The organism is Myxococcus sp. AB056, assembly GCF_006547365.1.
In the GTDB taxonomy this organism is placed as follows: Bacteria; Myxococcota; Myxococcia; order Myxococcales; family Myxococcaceae; genus Myxococcus; species Myxococcus virescens.
In genome coordinates this window covers 1-17,323 of sequence record NZ_VHLB01000098.1, presented here as the reverse complement: position 1 = coordinate 17,323, position 17,323 = coordinate 1, and the positions used below count along the sequence as shown (strand labels likewise).

Below are 17,323 nucleotides of genomic sequence, written 5' to 3'. Positions count from 1 at the left end.
CCATGACGACCCGGGCCACGCTGGACCGAATCGAAGACGACATCGCCGTGCTGGTGGTGGAGGGCCGTGAGCTGACGCGCCCCCTGAGCGAACTGCCCGAGGGCATCCGCGAGGGCGACGTGCTCGACCTCGACACCCTGGAGGTGGACGCTGAGGCCACCGAGGCCCTGCGCGAGGAGGTGCGCAGGGCCCGTGAGAAGGCGACGCGCGGCAAGAAGCCGCCGCCGGCCGGGAGCTTCGACCTCTAGGCGGCTACATCGACTTGGAGAGGACCAGCGGAATCTCCAGGTCCACGTCCTCGCCAGCGAAGGCGGAGAAGACCATCCCCTTCGCGCGGTCACGGATGCAGGTGCCCACGGGGCTGTTGCGGTTCAGGTCCTTGCGGTCGAACGAGGCCGCCTTCACCGTGCCCGAGCTGCCCACGGTGGCCGTCAGCGTCACCTTTCCGCCCTTGAAGGACGGGTTCTTCCGCAGCTCGGCCTCCACGCAGTCACGGAAGGCGGGCTGCGTCTTCGCCAGCACGCGCTCCACCTCTTCGTCGGACGGGCCGCCGACTTCCTCGGTGTCCGCGGCGGCCACTTCCTCGCCGCTGCGCACCGTCGGGTCCACGTCCTTCTTGTCCGGGTCCACGTAGACGGCCTCCAGCGCCCCCTTGGACGGCGCCGCGGCGGCCTCCGGGTCCGCAACCGCGCCGGTCTCACCGGGCGCGGCGGCCGGGCGCTTGCCCTCCGAAGGGGGCACCGGGCGCTTGCCCTCTGCGGGCGGCTTGGGGGGCGCGGGCGGCGGTTCACGGCCCATCAGCTTGTCGCGCAGCGCGCCCACGCCTTCCGACGAGAAGATGGGCTGCTCCACCGCGTTGCCGCTGGCGTCCACCGTCTGCACGCGCAGCGGCACCACGCCCAGCGTCTCCGACAGGACATACGCCAGGCCCAGCGGGACGATGAGCAGCAGCAACGCGAAGACGGCGTACTTCCAGGCGGGGTTGCGGCGCGTGACACCCGACTTCTTGGCGAAGTGGCGCGTGTCCTCCACGGCCTTGCCTTCGTCGTCGTCCTCGCCGCCGCCCAGCGCGGCCCGCGGATCATCGGGGTACGGCACGCCGCCGTCGTCCTGGGGCTCCTCGCCGTCACCGCCGTTGCGGTTGCCCGGCAGGTCCAGGTCGGAGAACAGCGCGTCGTCCAGCGGCGCGGCGCTGGCGGCCTGCTGCTGCGGCTGCGGCGCGCGGCGGGTCACCTGGGCCTGCTGCTGCGGCTGCGGCTGCGCGCGCGGCAACGGGTCGCCGTAATACGTGTTGTCCGGCGCTTCCTCTTCCTCGTCCGGCCAGGGCTGCTCGGACTCGGCGTGCCGCGGCTCTGGCTCGGGCTCCGGGATGAAGGCCTGCGGTTCCGGCTCCCGGCGCACGGGCGCGCCACGCGAGGGGCGTGCAGGCTCGGGCGGAGGCGGCGCGGCGATGGCGGGCGGCGGCGGGGGCGGCTCTGCGACGGGCGGCGGCTCGAAGAGGCCGGCCAGCTCGGGGATGTCCGAACCGCGCTTCCAGTCCGCCATGCCCTGCTGCCAGAAGAAGCTGCGGCCATTCACGGTGTTGGTGGCCACCAGTTCGCGGAGGGCGCCCTCGTCCAGCGGGCCCTCCTGCTTGTTGCGCACCATGACGAACCAGGGCGAACCCGTGGCCTTCATGGGCGCGGCGCGCGTGGGCTCGTCGTCCCAGGGCGTCTGCAGGGCGGCCGCGGGCGCCTTCGCCACCGGAGCGGCCGCAATGGGCGCACTGATGACGGCGGCCGGGGCGGCGCTCGCTTCGGGCTCCGCCAGGGAACGCTCCTGGGCGCGGATGCGCTCCACGTCCGCGAGGGACACCACGCGGGTGTTCTCTTCCTCGGCGGGCCCTTCGACGGTGATGACGTTCTGGCAGTTCTTGCAGCGGACCTTGACCGTCTTGCCGCGGACCTTTTCGTCCGCAATGGAATACCGCTTCTGGCAATTGTCGCAGGTAAAGTTCAAGAGGGGTGTCCAGCTTCCGGGGGAAAACGTGGGCGGGATGCTACCGCTAGAAATCTCCGGCGCAAACCACAGGTTGACTCTGTCTTGCGGCCCAACTATTGAGCCGCCCTCCCCCCTGTCTTCACTCGCCTTTTACACAAGGTGGCGAATGCCGGCGAAGGACCTCGGAACAAAACACGTCTGCTTCAAGTGCCAGACGAAGTTCTACGACATGAAGAAGCCGGACCCGATCTGCCCGAAGTGTGGGGCGGATCAGCGGGAAAGCCCGGCGCTCAAGCCCCAGCCCGAGGGAAGGCGTGGCCGTCTCGCCGCTGCCCCGAAGGTCATTGAGCCTATTGAACCGGAGGAACCCGCCGGTCGCGGCGAAGACGACGAGGAGGAGCTGGACTCCTTCGACGACGACGAGGCGGCGGGAGGCGATAGCGAAGAGGACGAAATCTAGGTTCGCAAACAACGAGGGGCTCCACGGCACAAGCCGGGAGCCCCTTCGCTTTTCAGGCCGTGGCGTTCGCGCCCGGACGGCCCGGCTTCAGTTGGACGAGGCGGGCGTCAGCTCCACCAGCGCGCGGCGGAGCTGCTCGTACAGGGTCGGCCCCATCTCCTGCATGCCGATGGGCCGAACCGCCGCCTTCCGGGGCGCCTCCAGGCCGCGCATGCCGTTGCTCGGGAATGCTTGCTTCTTTGGTTGCTGCTGCATGACTCGGCCCCCTCTTCTCGGTCGTGGCTTCTGCCGCCCGCATAACAATTTTTCTGTCGGAACGGAAACGCCAATCGATTCGCGGCTTCTCAACCTTTTAGACGTCGAGCGCCGGAATCCTTCAAGGGTACGGACTGGCGGGCTACTTCAGGTCGGCCACCGGCCACTCCGCGTCCACCTGGACGCGCTCGCCGGCGCGAACCGTCACGGTGCGGGCTTGCTCTGGAAGCCGCTCGTGCCAGAGGACCAGGGTGTGCGTGCCCTCGGGGACCTCCAACTGGAAGCGTCCGTCCGCGCCGCTGGTCGCGAAGTACCCATGGTTGAAGGTGCGCACGCGCGCGCGCATCCACGGATGGATGTCACAGTGGATGGGGACCTCGCCTGGCTCTGCGGGCAACTGCCGCTTCACCGTCACGCCTTCCAGCGGCATGGCCACGTTGAAGAAGGCGCGGTTCGTTCCGGAGGCGGCGCGAACGTTGTGAACCAAGGGGTCCGAGTTGCGGATGACCAGGGTGCTGCCGGTGCGAGCGGCCAGCACGGGCGGGTCATAGACACACTGCTTCTGGTCCAGCACGGGCTCCGGCGCGGCGCGCGTGGACGCGGGCAGTGCGTGGCCGTCTCTAAGGGAAACCACGGTGTGGGCCAACGCGCCCTCGCTTCCCACCACGAGCGTGCGCTCCTCCGTCTCCTCGCCACACACGGAGACGACAGTGCCGATGGTGGGCTGGCGGGCAGGTGCGGGGGGCGTGCCGGCGAGACGGACGCGACCCTCGATGACACCCCACTTCGTGTTCGTGGCGGCGGGCGGGATGGCCGGCGCAGTGGTGGTGGCGGGAGGCGGGGACGCGGACTCCTTGCAGGCAGGAGTGAGCGCGCAGAGAACGATGACGAAGGATGGACGAAGCACGCGCTCCGGTCTAACGGGTGCGTGAAGCTGTTTCAAATGCAGCATGGCAGCAAGGGCCACGAGGGATGACTCGTGGCCTATTTGGACGTTGGACCCTCATTAACCTTGTTGGTACAAGAACTAGGCCGTTGCCGTACACGGTGCGGCCCTGTGGGAGGCAGCAACTTTGCGGGAGAAATTGAAAGCGCTGGCGGAGCTGCAGAACGTGGACCTCGAGGTCGCCTCGCTCCGAAAGGCCGCGGACGTTCACCCCCGTCAGATTGCCGAGCTGGAGCGGGAACTGGGTGTGGCCCGCAGCGCCATTGAGGCGGAACGGGCACGCGTCTCCGACATGGAGAAGCAGAAGGCCCAGCTCGAGCAGAACATCACGGACGAGAAGGACAAGGTGAAGAAGTGGGAGACGCGGCTCAGCGAGCAGCGTTCCACCCGCGAGTACTCCGCCCTGGCCCGTGAAATCGACATCGCCAAGAAGGCCAATCTGACGATGGCGGAGGAGCTGACGGAGCTGACGAAGCAGCTCGGCGGCGCTCGCGAGGCCATCAAGAGCAAGGAGGCCGATTACGCGACGAAGCAGCAGGGCCTGTCCGGCCGGATGACGGAGCTGCGCGGCAAGCTGGGCGAGGCCGAGTCGCAGGTGAAGGGGCTGGAAGGTCGTCGTGCCGAAGTGGCCTCGAGCGTGGATGCCACCCTGCTGCGCCGCTACGAAGTGGTGCGCAAGAAGAAGCTGCCCGCCATGGTCGGCGTAGTCGCCGGCACCTGCCAGGGCTGCAACATGAACGTGCCCCCGCAGCTCTACAACCAGCTCCGCACCGGGCTGGGCACGGACATCTGCCCTTCGTGCAACCGCATCATCTACGCGGTGGAAGCGCTGCAGGAAACCCCGGCGGCGTCGAAGTAGCGGCACGGCTTCGTGGACATGCCCGCGCCGTCCATCATCGACATCCTCCGCCACATCGCGCGTGAGGAGCCGTTGCAAGGGACGGTACGTGCGTTCCGCGGCCTCACCCGGGAGCACCTCGGGCAGCTCATTGAGGATGCCGCACAGCGGCTCGGCGGGATGTCGCCAGCCTCCGCTGCGTCGGCTCCGAGCACGCAGGTGCCGGCTGGGGCCATGAGCCCGCCGGTGGATGCGGCGCCCGCTTCCGAATCGCATCCGCGGCTGCGCGTCTATTCAGATGGCGCGGCTCGGGGCAACCCAGGGCCCGCGGGCGCGGGTGCGGTGCTAATGGACCCCGAGGGCAACGTGGTGGCCCGGCTCGGGCGGTTCCTGGGGCATCAGACGAACAACTGCGCGGAGTACATGGGCCTGCTGCTGGGCCTGAAGCATGCGCAGTCGCTGGGGGCGCGCGAGGTGGACGTCTTCGCGGACAGCGAGCTGCTGATTCGTCAGCTCGGCGGGCGCTACCAGGTGAAGAGCCCGACGCTCAAGCCGCTCTACGAAGAAGCGCAGAAGCTGATCAAGGGCTTCACGAAAGTGAAGCTGCACCACGTCCCCCGCGCGCAGAACGCCGAGGCGGATGAGATGAGCAACCGCGCCATCGACGAGCGGCTGTAACCGCGAGGGCGGGCGTCAGTCCTCGTCGCCGAAGTAGTCGAGGTCCAGCTTCTTCACCGTGTACGTCGCGACCTCGGTGACTCCGACGCCGTGGTCAATCATCAGCTTGGCGAGCTCGACGCCATTGATGAGGACGATCTTCTTCTCGATTTGCTTCACGTAGTCCCGGGCCTCCCGGCTGAAGTCCGAGGTCGTGATGAGCACACCCTTTCGTGCCCGTTGTCCCTCAAGGCTGCCGGCGAACGCCTGAACCACGGGCCTGCCGACCGTGTTGGACCACCGCTTCGCCTGGATGTAGACGACATCGAGCCCAAGACGGTCTTCCTTGATGATGCCGTCGATGCCCTCGTCGCCGCTCTGCCCGACGGCCAGCCCCGCGTCCTTGCGGGAGCCGCCGTAGCCCATGGTCACCAGCAAATCGACGACCAGCTTCTCGAAGAACTTCGGGTCACAAGCCTTGATGCGGTCAAGGAGTTCGTCCGCGAGGCGCCTCCGCAGTTCCTGGTAGCTCTCTTCGAGGAGCTCCTCCGGAGTCTCCGTGGCTGACAGAAGCTCCGGCGCGGAGGGCTCCGCTTCAGCGGGATCATGCCGGAGCGCAGCGAAGGCGTTGTACTCCGGGAACTGCTCCAGGAACTTCATGTCGATGCGGCTCGGCCTGCGCTGGAGCACCTCTTGGCCGCGGGAGGTGATGCGGAACCGCCCGCGCCCGTTCGCCTCCACGAGGCCGGCCTTCTGCAAGTAGGTCTTCGCCCAACCGACTCGGTTATGGAGGCGCCGCTGGCGACCACTGGGGAGCAACTCGTTGCGCTCCTCCTCAGTGGCCTTGAACTCCACGGCGATGGCCTCCACGGCCTCGCGGAGCGTGTGGTCCTTCCCATCCTGGGCGAGGCGGAGGACCGGGAGCATCGCGCTCTGAAAGTCGGGGATGGGCATGGTCAGGCGACCTTGGTCTCGCGGCTCCGCTTGGAGTGTGAGGTTGAATTTACTTCCTTCGGCCTTTCACGCTCGGCACGGATGCGCTCCAGAAGCACTGAGGCGGGTTCATCGTTCGGGCCCTGCGGCACGAGTTCTCCACGGAACGCTGAACCGAGGAGCGCGGCTTCGAGAACCTCGCTGCGAGTGCGCGCACGAGCAAGTGCATCATTAATCAGCAATTCACATCGACGCACGTTTCGGAGAATGGTCGTGATCGCAGCCTGCTCAGCTTGTGGCGCGAGAGGGACGGGTATCCGGTTCATGTTCTTCTGCGTGAGCTTCGGCTGAGCGGTACCCGTGGTGAACGGGTTAAGGTCAAAACCATTCAAGTAGCTGCCAAGGTACGTCAAGGGAACGAGTTCGCCCGGAACCTGGACGACGTGAGCGTGATTGTTGACCCAAAACTTCCCCGTTGCCTCGAACGCGATGGGGGTGGAGCGACTCAGAAGATTTGCGCCATCTTCGGCAATCAATAGGAAATGGCCGTCAAAGAGGTAGTCATCAACTTGGTCGATCACACCAGACGCGCCATAGTAGGGAAACGTTCCTGTACGTTCAGCACGGTCTTGACGCTTCACAGGGACGCGCTCGCCATCAAAATTGATGGTGAGTTGCTCCAACGATGCCCAGCACCATCCGGCGGGAAGCTTACCGAGGCCGCGCGTATCAGTGAGGGGGGCTTCCTCGTATTTTTCCTTCCAGCGATCATCCTTGGGTAGCTTGCCCTTAGACTGCATCCGATTCAGTTCCGCCTCCTCCCAGCGGCGTCGTCGCTCCGCACGGATTCGCTCCAACAGCTTCGAGGCAGACTCCACGTCCGGATTCGCCTTGCGCCAGTCCCGTGTCAGGTCGCCCCGGAACGCGGCTGCGAGCACTGATTGCCGGAACCGCTCCAGCAGCGCTGGGATGGCGTCCAGGGAATCCTTCGCGCGGCGGCTATGGGCCTGGAGGGCTTCGAGCTTGGCAACGATGCGGCGCTGCTCATTGCCGGGAGGCAGGGGAAATGGAAACTTCGAGAGAGTTTTAAGATTGATAGACGCTAGGTTGGTGGTCTGCTTCCCATGGCCCCGAAAGTACGCCTGTCCGAACCAGTTCGCGTACATGGACACGAGCTTGGGAACAATCTCAGGCGTGCGCAGCCTCGCGCGAAAGACGTGATTCTGGTGGATGCACTCGGGCAACTCACCAGACCAGACCCATCCCCGTCCCAGCTTGTCACGGTCGCCGCCTTCGTTGAAGAGGATGTCGCCATCGCGGAGGCACAGCTCCTCGATCTCCGCCTCGGTGGCAGCAATCGTCTTGACCTCATTAAGAGACAGGAATCCCCGCTGCACGTTCGCAACACGCAGATACGGGACTGGTCGCACGTGTTCGTGCGGCTCTCGTTTCTTTCCCAGGGTCAGACCACCCTTCAGCTCCGCCACCTCCTCCAAAGAGGTCCAAGCCCATCCTGGAGGTAGAGCTACAACCGAATTCGTCACGCCCGAAGCTCCTTGGTGTCGAGAAGAATCGAGAGTGCATCCAACTCAGCGAGCGCCGATTGGAGCTGTCCCCGGATCTCAGCAACGATCACGTCCGGCGCTGGTAGGTCGTCACTGTTGCCTTGCCCCCCATCCTTGAGCCAGAGCACGTCCAGGTTGTCACCCCGGGTCTTGATCTCCTTGCGCGCGAACTTCCGGAACCGACCTTCGGCGCCCTGGTCCTTTCGCCTGCTCTTACCGAAGGCATCGTCCCCGAACGCATTCTCGAAGTCGGCGAAGTGTTCCCGCAGGAACGGTGTCCGCTTCCCATAGGTTGGGGCATTGGTCCGCATGTCGTAGAACCAGACGTCTTTCGTGTTGCCCTTGTCTGTCTTGCCACGGGTGAAGAACAGCACGTTGGTCTTTACCCCCTGCGCGTAGAAGATGCCCGTCGGCAGTCGCAGGACGGTGTGCAGGTCGCACTTATCCATGAGGTCGGCGCGGATTTCCTGGCCGACGTTCTCCTCGAAGAGCACGTTGTCTGGGACGACGATGGCCGCGCGACCACCGGGCTTCAGGCCCCGATAGACGTGCTCCAGGAACGCGAACTGCTTGTTCGAGGTCAGGAACGTGAAGTCGTCGCGCTCGGGCTTGCCGCCACCCTTCTTGGTCCCGAACGGCGGGTTCGTGATGATAATGTCCGCCCGCGGCAAGTCGCGTCCAACAGGCGAGAGTGTGTCGCCGAGAAAAAGCTCCCCCTCCAGGCCATGCAGCGCCATGTTCATCAGGGCCAGACGGCGGGTCTCCGGAACAAGTTCCACCCCGTAGAACGCCTTCTTCCGCTGGAACTCCTGCCGCTTTGGATCGGCGAGGTCGAAGTAGTTGTCGGTCTGGGCGCGGACGTACCTGTCGGCGGCGATCAGGAACCCGCCCGTGCCAGCGGCAGGGTCCTGCACGGTCTCACCGGGCTGCGGCTTCAGCACGGAGACGATCGCGTCCACCAGGGGCCTGGGCGTGAAGTACTGCCCCGCCCCGGACTTCACCTCGGTGGCGTTCTTCTCCAGGAGTCCTTCATAGAGGTCCCCCAAGTTCTCCCGATCCACCCCGTACCAGTCGAGTGCATCAAGGGCCTTCACGAGCGCGTTCAGATTCTTCGGGTGCCTGAGCGATGTGCTGGCGTTCGCGTAGATGTCCTGGACGCGCGAGCTGCCGTGGGTTCCCAGATGGAGCAACAGCTCCCGGTAGAACCGCAGTTGATCCATGCCCTCTCTGCGGGCAAGGTCATCCCAACGATATCCCTCGGGGAGCTGCTTCTCCCGCTTCGTCTCCTTCGCCATCTTCAAGAACAGCACGAAAGCCAGCTCGGCAACGTACTGGTGGTAGGTGACTCCGTCCTCGCGGAGGAGCGAGCAGAGGTTCCAAAGCTTCTGTACAAGGTCGTTCGCGTTCGTATTCATCCCGTCGCCTTGTTACCCTGTTGCCAGAGAGCGCCGTTCAAGTCAGCAAGGACCTGCTCCAGCCGGCCCTCGAAGACCTTGTTGATGTGGCCAAAGCCGCCGCTGGCCTCGAACTGACCTCGGTCGAGTGCCTCCTTGTCCATGACGGTCTCGACCTTGAGCTGCTTGGCGATCCGCTCCAGCCACTTCCGTTGCGGCGGCGTCCAGGGCCTCGACTCCAGCACCTTCCGAAGGGCACGTTCCACACGCTCGGAGTACGGAACCAGCGCTTCTCCCAACGCCCGCTGGCGAATGAAGCCAATGATGGAGGCAGCGATGTCCTGGTTCGTCGTGTCTCTCCAGGCTGTCTGGAGCGAGGTCTCATTGTAGCCCGCGCTGTCGAACGCGAGCTTGAGCTCCTTGAGCTGCTGCCGCGTCAGCTCGCGAGGGCGCTGGCAGACCACCATCAGCGCTGGCAACACGTTCTGGTTCTCCCGGATGAAGGTCTCGAACTCATCCAGGTAGTCCTTCGGTCTTACACAGCTAGGCCCATAGCCCCGCTCCACGGCTTTCAGGCTGTCCTCATGGCTGCTCACGTAAAGACGCGGCCCTGGGCCCGTCGTGGCGTCGAGGACTTCGCCAATCTGCGGGTGCGCCGAGAACCAGGCGGCCACTTCGGCTGGGGACTCCTCGCGGAGCAGGGTCAACAGGTCAGCGACGGGCATTCCAGCCGCTGCCTCGAAGGAGTCTGCGGACGCCCCCTCCAAGTGGCGGCGCTTGCGCCGCAGCTTCACCACAAGTTGATCGATGACCTGCCGTTGTGAGGACTCCTCCTTGAGACGACGCACTTCCTCGATGAGCCGAGCGAAAGTGAAGGAGGGATTCACGACGACAGGCTTCATCGACGTGAATGGCTCCAGTGCATCGTAAAGCTCCACGGCGTCAAAAATCCGGAACACCTCCTTGCCGATATCATCACAGCGGCGAGTGCCACGCCCCAGCATCTGTTCGTACAGGATGCGGCTCTTCACCCTCCGCAGGAACACGAGGTTCACGATGGGCGGCACGTCGATGCCCGTGGTGAGCAAGTCCACGGTGACGGCAATGCTCGGTTGCTTCTCGTTCTTGAATCGGCGGATGAGCTGAAGCGGCTTGTCCGAGCTGCCGGTGATCTTCATCACGGCGTTGTCATCGACGCCGCCGTATTGCGCATCCAGCGCCTTCTTCAACGCGGCGACCACGATGTCCGCGTGCTGGTCCGTGGCGCAGAAGACCAAGGTCTTTCCGTCAGAGGAAGGCTCAATCTGCCGGGCCAGCTCCTCGCAGACCACCCGGTTGAAGTTCTCTGTGACGACCCGCGTGTTGAACGACTCCACATCGAAGGACAACTCGTCCTTCACGTGAATGAGATCGAGCTGATGGGTCTCGGTGTTGTAGGCCGGAACCTCTTCCCCCACGGCCCAGTGGATGCCTCCGTCGGAGAGCTCCGTGCTGATGCGGATCGGCGGCTCATGGTCCACGAGCCAGCCATCGATGACGGCTTCCGGGTAGCTATACGTGTACACCGGCGCGCCGAAGATCTGCGTGGTGTGCAGCGCCGGCGTCGCCGTCAGACCAATCTTCACGGCGTCGAAGTAGTCGAGGACGCGACGGTACGTGCTGATGTAGTCATCCTGGCTTCGGAAGCTCAGCTCCGCGTCGCTCATCTCCCGGTCAAGCGTGTAGCCACGATGGCACTCGTCCACGACGATACAGTCGTAGTCGTCCACCGTTGGCCGCTCCGCGTCGTCGCTGTAGAGGAGCCGCTTCACCATCCCCTGGACCGTGGCGAAGTGGAGCTTCGTCTCGGGGTCCGGCCGGACATCCTCCAAGCCCTTCACGTTGAAGATGTCGGTGAAGGTTTGAAGGCCCTCCAGGCGCGCGTGTTTGAAGGCGTTGATGGCCTGCTCGCCGAGCGCACTTCTGTCCACGAGGAAGAGCACCCGGCGGAAGCGCCGCGTCTTCACGAGCCGATAGACGAGCCCGATGAACGTGCGCGTCTTTCCGGTGCCAGTGGCCATGGCAATCAGGCAGTCACGGCGCCCCGTCTCAAGGGCGGCTTCGACGGCATGAATCGCCTTGACCTGATAGTCGCGCAAGCCGAGGTAGTGGCTCGGCTCGGAGCGAAGCGCCGCCTCGGACGACTCCCTGTCCTGTTGGAGGAGTTCACGAAGCCCTGAAGGCGAGTACCAACCGACAAGCGCCCGGGGGTGGTTGGTCGGGCGCCGCGCATCGAGGAAGTGAATGCCACTCTTCGTTTCGAGCTGGCGCAGATACGGCCTGCCGTTCGTCGCGAAGAGGAACGGCACCCGGTACTTGCCCCAAGGGCCCTCGGGCGGTGCCTCGTCCCCCTGGCGCTGGTACCCCTCGCTGTACCGCTTCGCCTGCTGGACAGCGCCTGCAACATCCTTCCCGCGACGTTTGGCTTCGACCACGGCCAGGACCTCAAGACCGTGGAAGAGAACGTAATCCGCGGGTCCGCTCTGGGTTGGCCACTCCGCGATGGCTAGGTTGCGTCCGCGCTGCGGCCGGGCGCCGGCCTTGAACGTGAGGTTCTGGGAGTCAGCCTCCCAGCCCGCCTGACGCAACTGCTCGTCGATGAGCTGCCGCGTGTCGGCCTCGTCCAGGTCCAGGGAGGCACCTGCGGCCTGCGCCTGTTGGACCATGAGATCGAGCTGCCGCGTGGGCGTCGCTTCGGCCTGGACTTGAGCCGCGTCGAGGCGCCCCTTGAGCTTCGCTTCGGCTTCCTCCGCGAGCGCCTGCCAGACCTCGCGATCTTCCGCGTCTCTCCGAGCCCGCTCTTCGGCACCGAGGCGCCGCCTGGACTCTTCAGCGGCGGCGGCCTGGGCGGCTTCCGCCCCCAGTTTGGCCTGGGCTAGCTCAGACCGAAGCCGCTCGAGTTCTTGAGCGAGGGCCTTGGTCTCCAGCGCCGGGTCAGGAGGAGGAATGAACGGCCCAGGGCTGAACCCGCGCTCATCACCGAAACTCCGGTGGAACCAGATGGCCAGTGCGCGGGCGAGCTTCAACCCATGGAGGGCCTGGCTGTGCGTCCCGCGAACTTCGTGGGCGGCGACGTTACCCGTCCGGCGAAGGTCGTGGAGAACCTGACGAACCTCCGCGGTCAACGCACCGCGCGAGTCGAGGGCTCGGATGAGGTCCACCTGGCTCTGATTCGAGGAAGCGAGCAGGCCAAGGTTCGCAGCGGCTCGTTGCGCGAGCACCTCCGCGAATTGCCTGAGCTTCATCAGACACGTGGTGGGGTCCTCGGTGAAGTACCTCTCTGCTTGCGCCCCAAGCGCGACGAGCAGGGGATCATGGGACCGCAAGAACTCGAAGTTCGAGGAGCGCGGCTGGAGAGCGGACACCCCTTGAGTCTAATCCCAACCGAAATTTCTCGAAGTACTCGTTTTGAGACGGGTCACAACTACCCCTCCAGCCCCATTACCCTCACAGCGGCATGCGGCCTCATCGCCCACCTTCGCGGCCATTTCTCCGCGCGATGCGGCCGGAGGGGTCGCTCACTGCGGTGGCTCCCTCGCGTAGCTCATCCGTGCTCGGCAACAGCAACCTGCAATCGGTGGTGTCGCAGGTGTCCGCCGTGGTGGGGCGCGCCGAGGCGCCGCCCGTGCCGAAGCCACTCGTGGTGGAGGTGCCCAAGCCGCCCGCTCGAAAGCCCCCGGCCGTGTCGGGCGTCAAGCTGCTGGCCACCACCATGCTGGCGGCGACGGAGGGGCGTGCCGAGGCACCGCCCGTGGAACCGGCGCCGCCTGGAGCTGGTGGCGGCACCTGAGTACGGCGGGGGCGCGGCGTCAGTCACGCCCCCGTTGTCATTACGGCTCGTCGAGTGCGTCGAGCTGAATCTGGGCTTGTTCGCGGTAGAGCGGCACGACCTCGACATCCAGCAGTGCCAGCAAAGGCGCGCGTGCGGCGTCACGGTCGCCAGCCTCTTCGTGCTTTCTTGCTTCAATGAGCGCACGCGACAGGCGTCGCGAGCCGACACGGATACGCTTCGCAATCTCCTTGAGCAACGCAGCGGCGCTCACGTCGCCTTGCAGTGCGCTGGCTGCTTCTTCGGGACCTATGGCCACCTCGGCTGCTGTGTCCCGTAGCAACGCGCGGGTTTCGTCCGTGAGAGCGAGTGGCTCCCCTAAGTCGGTAACCCGGTGATTCAGCTCCCAGATTTGGTTCCAAAATTCATATTCCGGCATGTGGGAGCCCTATTTGCGCTTGCGGCATTCGTGAAATGGCCACTGCTTCTGTCCTTCACACAGTCGAAAACACGCGTAGCAGTCGCCCTGCCAACGCGGCTTCTTCTCATCTCGGCAGGCGACGTAGGTGTTGATGCAGTGCTCCTTCCATCCGTCGTCGGCGTCATCGTCCTCTTCCTCTTCTGCCTTCTCGTTCGCGCGCTTCATGGCGGCATCCATGGTCCCCACGTAAGCGGCGGCCTCGGCTGCCGTGAGGCCGCACGCATCGGGCACGCCCGGGTTGCGCTGGATGCAGCACGAGACGGTGTCAGTGCAGGACGCCAGGGCGTAGGCGTCGCGACGGCCCATGTCGCGGCGACCAACGGTGCCGGTGGCGCTGCTGGAGCAACCCAGCGACATGGTGGCCAATAGGCACGACAGGCCAAGTGCGGCGTTCTGTTTTCGCATGGTGCGAGGCCTGCTCATGGCTCCGTTTCATGCGTCTATCACCCCGGATGGGGAGTCGGCAGGGGAAGACCAGCCCCACGCTTTCTACGTAGTGCCTGTCTGGCACGCTGCCCGCATGCGTCACCCCAGGGCGGTATTTACCGCTCCCGGAACGTGGTAGAGGCGGTCTGAGCTGGTACGGCACGACGGTCCTCCAGCACATGAAGCCCGATACGCAGAAGACCGTCAGAAGCCACCTTGCCCTGGCGGAGGATGCGCTGCCATCTCGCCCGGTCGGGGGGGTGACATTGCGGTTTCCTCCATTGCCGGTGGCGATGCCGGACGCCAGGGCACGGGCCTTTCTGTCCGTCCAGCGGCGCCATAGGCCGCGCATCAGCAAGGCGCTTGGGCTGGAGCCACGTCACATCAACTGGTGTTGATGCGGCACAAGAACCTGAGCAGCACGGAACCCGCGTAGTTGAAGGGAGTCGTGAACCCAAAAGAAAATGACGGATGCGCAGGACGCTTGAGTCGCGAGCGAACGGTGATTGAGTGATGCACGTGACGGCTTCCACCGAGACACAACGGGCCATTCAAGCAGTCTGGCGAATCGAGTCGGCCCGCCTCATCGCGGGTCTCGCGCGGATGGTGCGCGACGTGGGCCGCGCGGAGGAGCTCGCACAAGACGCGCTCGTCGCCGCGCTCGAGAAGTGGCCGGAGACGGGCGTCCCGGACAACCCGGGCGCGTGGCTCATGGCCACCGCCAAGCGCCGCGCCATCGACGAACTGCGCAGGGGCAAGCTCCTCGAGCGCAAGCACGAGGAACTCGGTCACGAACTGGAGTCGCTGCAAGGCACCGCCGCGCCGGACCTGGACGCCGCGCTCGACGACGTCGTGGGCGATGACCTGTTGCGATTGATGTTCGTCTCCTGCCACCCGGTGCTCTCCAAGGAGACACGGGTGGCGCTCACGCTCAGGCTGCTCGGAGGCCTGACGACCGAGGAGATTGCCCGCGCCTTCCTCGTCCCCGTCCCCACCGTGGCCCAGCGCATCGTCCGGGCCAAGCGCACGCTCGCGGAGGCACGCGTCCCCTTCGAAGTCCCCGATAGCGAGGAGCTGGCCGCCCGCCTGTCGGCCGTTCTCGAGGTCATCTACCTCGTCTTCAATGAAGGCTACGCGGCGACGGCCGGCGAGGACTGGATGCGCCCCGCGCTCTGCGAGGATGCCCTGCGCCTGGGCCGAATCCTGGCGGGGCTCGCACCGAAGGAACCGGAGGTCCATGGCCTCGTCGCCTTGATGGAGATTCAGTCGTCTCGCTCACGAGCGCGCGTCGGACCGAAGGGCGAGCCCGTCCTCCTTCTGGAGCAGAACCGAGCCCTCTGGGATCAGCTCCTCATTCGCCGGGGCCTCACGGCGCTCGAACGCGCCGAGGCGCTGGGAGGCGCCCAGGGCCCCTATGCGCTCCAGGCCGCCATCGCCGCTTGCCACGCCCGCGCGCGCACGGCCGAGGCCACGGACTGGGCACGCATCGCAGCGCTCTACGACACACTGGCCCAGGTCGTCCCCTCCCCTGTCGTGGAGCTCAATCGGGCGGTCGCCCATTCCATGGCGTTCGGCCCGGAGGCGGGCCTGGCCATCGTGAACGCGCTGACCTCGGAGCCGTCACTCCAGGGCTATCACCTGCTGCCCAGCGTCCGCGGAGACCTGCTCGGCAAGCTGGGCCGGCTCGACGAGGCCCGCGCGGAGTTCGAGCAAGCCGCCGCCCTCACGGCGAACACTCGAGAACGCGCGCTGCTCCTCGAACGGGCCGCCGCCTGCGCGCGCGGAAGCGGACGTTCCTGAGCCCGGTAGACGCCCTGGAGTGGACCGCCCCCGCCCGGCTGTTGTAAGCGCAAGGTGCCGGAGCGGCCCGGGTGAACGCCGGTCACCGCAGTCATGGGTGGCGGGAGGAAAGTCCGAGCTCCAGAGGGCAGGGTGCTGGCTAACGGCCAGTCGAGGCGACTCGCAGGAAAGTGCCACAGAAAACAGACCGCCCGTTCCGAAAGGGGCGGGTAAGGGTGAAACGGTGCGGTAAGAGCGCACCGCGTCCGGGGTGACTCGGACGGCTCGGTAAACCCCACCTGGAGCAAGAGCCAATAGGAGCGCGTCCTCGCCGTACGGAGGACAGGGATGGCCCGTCCCATGCGTTCGGGTTGCTCGCTGATGAGGCCCCTGGGCAACCAGGGCCCTAGATGAATGTTCACCGCCCATCCCGAAAGGGGTGGGAACAGAACTCGGCTTACACGGCCGCTCCGGCGTTTCCCTCTGAAGTCAGCGCGTGGAACCCCCTCCTCGGCGTGGGAACTGCGGTTCTCCACGATGGAGGGGCTTTGCTTCACGGACCTAGTGTCTCCGGCATGCAAATGCAAACCGGTAGGCACTGGCAACGAAGCGTCCTGGCGGCAGTCACAGTCCTGGTCCTGTCCGCCTGCAACATGGGCGACGCGCACGAGGAGTCCCTGGAACTGGGCAGCAGCGAAGCGGAGCTCTCCTGTCAGGTGAGCCAGCAGTGTGCGGATGGCACGTCCATCACCTGCGGCTCCGCGAGCGGTATCTGTGCCTCCGGCGCGGACAACGGCGGCTGGGTGGAGTGCAACGGGAGCAGGACCTACTGTCCGACGACGACGCCGTGTACCTGCGAGAGCACGCAGCGCACATCCCAGGGCTATGCCTCCGGCTTCAACTGCCCGGCCGCATGGTCCCTGGCGGAGGAAAACGCCTTGGTCCTCGCCGAACAGGCGTGTCCACGGGGGCTCTGCAACGTCGTCACGACGCAGGGCACCTGCACCCGCGTCAACACCACCACGATGAGGGCCGGGTTCACCGCAACCTACTCCTGCATGGGGCCCCCGAACTGCCAGTAGCCAGCAGCGCCCAGGTGCCCGCTCAGCCGCGGCTCAACGCGCCACGGGCACCTGGCCCAGCAGGATGCGGTCCTTGCCGTCATTGCGCACGGCGTTCGGGTTGAGGATGCGCAGCCGGGAGTCCGTGCGCGGCTCCCAGAACCCCAGCCAGATGTTCAGCGCGCGGGCCGTCGAGCCGGGCGGCACGTAGATGGGGAACTCGTCCTTCACCGTCTCACCGGGCTTCCACTGCGACGTGGGCAGCATGCCGCCCGCGGGCTTGTGGTCCACGTTGATGCGCTCGGCGCGGCCGTCCGCGTCCTCCACGTGGACGAAGATGAGGTAGTCGTCGTCCATGGGCTGGAGCACCTTGAAGTAGAGCGCCACCTTCGCCTGGTCTCCGGGCGTCAGCCGGCCGGGCTCCACCGTGGCCCCCACCAGCTCCACCTTGCCGCCCAGGTTGGCGCCGCTCTTCACGGACAGGGGGGGCACCTGGGTGACGGTGGCCGCACGCCGCTCCTGCGCGCTCGCGCCGCCGGGCGCCTCCACGATGCAGGCGCTGCCGAGCAGCAGGAGCGACGGGAGCAGGACACAAGAGGGCTTGAGACGCATCACGACCGGGTTCTACCCGGCCACGGGCGCTGCATCCACCGGCGCGTTGGTGTATGCGAACCCGCGCACATGAAGACGCCCAACGCCCTCGACGCCCTGACCGCGCAGGTGCCGCCCGCCCCCTCTCC

17 protein-coding genes and 1 other RNA gene are annotated in these 17,323 nt (G+C 65.9%); 8 read left to right on the top strand and 10 right to left on the bottom strand.

The genetic code is table 11. The features are described 5' to 3' along the window. The first annotated feature begins 2 nt into the window (after positions 1-2). Positions 3-248 (top strand): DUF3006 domain-containing protein, encoded by a 246-nt coding sequence (locus tag FMP39_RS30915; RefSeq protein WP_141593678.1) that lies wholly within the window; start codon positions 3-5, stop codon positions 246-248. 4 nt (positions 249-252) lie between these two features. On the opposite strand, the gene FMP39_RS30910 is transcribed toward FMP39_RS30915, so the two are convergent. Continuing rightward, complete coding sequence (locus FMP39_RS30910; protein ID WP_141593677.1) at positions 253-1,998, bottom strand: AgmX/PglI C-terminal domain-containing protein; 1,746 nt, start codon at positions 1,996-1,998, stop codon at positions 253-255. Between the two features lie 148 nt (positions 1,999-2,146). Here FMP39_RS30910 and FMP39_RS30905 point away from each other — a divergent pair, with 148 nt between their 5' ends. Continuing rightward, positions 2,147-2,440 carry a TIGR02300 family protein gene (locus tag FMP39_RS30905; protein ID WP_090490285.1) on the top strand — a complete coding sequence of 98 codons (294 nt, stop codon included), beginning with the start codon at positions 2,147-2,149 and terminating at the stop codon, positions 2,438-2,440. Between the two features lie 87 nt (positions 2,441-2,527). On the opposite strand, the gene FMP39_RS37585 is transcribed toward FMP39_RS30905, so the two are convergent. Beyond that, complete coding sequence (locus tag FMP39_RS37585; protein WP_163884686.1) at positions 2,528-2,695, bottom strand: hypothetical protein; 168 nt, start codon at positions 2,693-2,695, stop codon at positions 2,528-2,530. A gap of 142 nt (positions 2,696-2,837) precedes the next feature. Beyond that, positions 2,838-3,662, bottom strand: coding sequence for a hypothetical protein (locus FMP39_RS30900; RefSeq protein WP_141593676.1), 825 nt, complete (start codon positions 3,660-3,662; stop codon positions 2,838-2,840). 106 nt (positions 3,663-3,768) lie between these two features. On the opposite strand from FMP39_RS30900, the gene FMP39_RS30895 reads away from it, so the two are divergent. Beyond that, positions 3,769-4,500: a zinc ribbon domain-containing protein gene (locus FMP39_RS30895; protein WP_141593675.1), complete on the top strand. Its 732-nt coding sequence runs from the start codon at positions 3,769-3,771 to the stop codon at positions 4,498-4,500. 18 nt (positions 4,501-4,518) lie between these two features. After that, a complete protein-coding gene (locus FMP39_RS30890; RefSeq protein WP_141593674.1) occupies positions 4,519-5,157 on the top strand; it encodes a ribonuclease HI family protein in 639 nt (212 codons plus the stop codon). Between the two features lie 15 nt (positions 5,158-5,172). Here FMP39_RS30890 and FMP39_RS30885 read toward each other — a convergent pair whose 3' ends face one another. The 4 genes from FMP39_RS30885 to hsdR are packed head-to-tail and all read right to left on the bottom strand — an operon-like array spanning position 5,173 to position 12,432. Further along, the gene (locus FMP39_RS30885) at positions 5,173-6,063 is read right to left on the bottom strand and encodes a restriction endonuclease (protein WP_228558484.1); all 891 of its coding nucleotides are present in this window, start codon (positions 6,061-6,063) and stop codon (positions 5,173-5,175) included. 29 nt (positions 6,064-6,092) lie between these two features. Then, positions 6,093-7,613, bottom strand: a complete 1,521-nt coding sequence (locus FMP39_RS30880; protein WP_141593672.1) for a restriction endonuclease subunit S — start codon at positions 7,611-7,613, stop codon at positions 6,093-6,095. Further along, positions 7,610-9,049 carry an N-6 DNA methylase gene (locus FMP39_RS30875; RefSeq protein ID WP_141593671.1) on the bottom strand — a complete coding sequence of 480 codons (1,440 nt, stop codon included), beginning with the start codon at positions 9,047-9,049 and terminating at the stop codon, positions 7,610-7,612. The genes FMP39_RS30880 and FMP39_RS30875 overlap by 4 nt, the downstream gene beginning before the upstream one ends. Next, on the bottom strand, positions 9,046-12,432 hold the full coding sequence (gene hsdR, locus FMP39_RS30870) for a type I restriction-modification system endonuclease (RefSeq protein ID WP_141593670.1): 3,387 nt from the start codon (positions 12,430-12,432) through the stop codon (positions 9,046-9,048). The genes FMP39_RS30875 and hsdR overlap by 4 nt, the downstream gene beginning before the upstream one ends. 161 nt (positions 12,433-12,593) lie before the next feature. Between hsdR and FMP39_RS30865 the strand changes: the two genes are divergently transcribed. Further along, positions 12,594-12,857 (top strand): hypothetical protein, encoded by a 264-nt coding sequence (locus tag FMP39_RS30865; protein ID WP_141593669.1) that lies wholly within the window; start codon positions 12,594-12,596, stop codon positions 12,855-12,857. A gap of 40 nt (positions 12,858-12,897) precedes the next feature. Here the strand turns inward: FMP39_RS30865 and FMP39_RS30860 are convergent, their stop codons facing one another. Together FMP39_RS30860 and FMP39_RS30855 are read right to left on the bottom strand one after the other, a co-directional pair. After that, a complete protein-coding gene (locus FMP39_RS30860; RefSeq protein ID WP_141593668.1) occupies positions 12,898-13,275 on the bottom strand; it encodes a DUSAM domain-containing protein in 378 nt (125 codons plus the stop codon). Positions 13,276-13,284: 9 nt separating this feature from the next. Further along, positions 13,285-13,722 carry a hypothetical protein gene (locus FMP39_RS30855; RefSeq protein WP_141593667.1) on the bottom strand — a complete coding sequence of 146 codons (438 nt, stop codon included), beginning with the start codon at positions 13,720-13,722 and terminating at the stop codon, positions 13,285-13,287. Between the two features lie 540 nt (positions 13,723-14,262). Between FMP39_RS30855 and FMP39_RS30850 the strand changes: the two genes are divergently transcribed. From FMP39_RS30850 to FMP39_RS30840, 3 genes are all read left to right on the top strand, one after another. After that, complete coding sequence (locus FMP39_RS30850) at positions 14,263-15,543, top strand: RNA polymerase sigma factor (RefSeq protein ID WP_141593666.1); 1,281 nt, start codon at positions 14,263-14,265, stop codon at positions 15,541-15,543. Between the two features lie 59 nt (positions 15,544-15,602). Beyond that, an RNA gene (rnpB, locus tag FMP39_RS30845) (RNase P RNA component class A) lies at positions 15,603-15,998 on the top strand. Positions 15,999-16,097: 99 nt separating this feature from the next. Beyond that, positions 16,098-16,604, top strand: a complete 507-nt coding sequence (locus FMP39_RS30840) for a hypothetical protein (RefSeq protein ID WP_141593665.1) — start codon at positions 16,098-16,100, stop codon at positions 16,602-16,604. 33 nt (positions 16,605-16,637) lie between these two features. Here FMP39_RS30840 and FMP39_RS30835 read toward each other — a convergent pair whose 3' ends face one another. Beyond that, a complete protein-coding gene (locus FMP39_RS30835; protein ID WP_171445472.1) occupies positions 16,638-17,195 on the bottom strand; it encodes a hypothetical protein in 558 nt (185 codons plus the stop codon). Positions 17,196-17,323: the final 128 nt, after the last annotated feature.

Excerpts from the sequence above, each read along its gene's own strand:
- FMP39_RS30875 (WP_141593671.1), bottom strand. The coding sequence starts at position 9,049 with ATGAATACGAACGCGAACGACCTTGTACAGAAGCTTTGGAACCTCTGC.
- FMP39_RS30855 (WP_141593667.1), bottom strand. The coding sequence starts at position 13,722 with ATGCGAAAACAGAACGCCGCACTTGGCCTGTCGTGCCTATTGGCCACC.
- FMP39_RS30835 (WP_171445472.1), bottom strand. The coding sequence starts at position 17,195 with ATGCGTCTCAAGCCCTCTTGTGTCCTGCTCCCGTCGCTCCTGCTGCTC.
- FMP39_RS30840 (WP_141593665.1), top strand. The coding sequence starts at position 16,098 with ATGCAAATGCAAACCGGTAGGCACTGGCAACGAAGCGTCCTGGCGGCA.
- FMP39_RS30890 (WP_141593674.1), top strand. The coding sequence starts at position 4,519 with ATGCCCGCGCCGTCCATCATCGACATCCTCCGCCACATCGCGCGTGAG.
- FMP39_RS30905 (WP_090490285.1), top strand. The coding sequence starts at position 2,147 with ATGCCGGCGAAGGACCTCGGAACAAAACACGTCTGCTTCAAGTGCCAG.
- FMP39_RS37585 (WP_163884686.1), bottom strand. The coding sequence starts at position 2,695 with ATGCAGCAGCAACCAAAGAAGCAAGCATTCCCGAGCAACGGCATGCGC.
- FMP39_RS30885 (WP_228558484.1), bottom strand. The coding sequence starts at position 6,063 with ATGCTCCCGGTCCTCCGCCTCGCCCAGGATGGGAAGGACCACACGCTC.
- FMP39_RS30915 (WP_141593678.1), top strand. The coding sequence starts at position 3 with ATGACGACCCGGGCCACGCTGGACCGAATCGAAGACGACATCGCCGTG.
- FMP39_RS30860 (WP_141593668.1), bottom strand. The coding sequence starts at position 13,275 with ATGCCGGAATATGAATTTTGGAACCAAATCTGGGAGCTGAATCACCGG.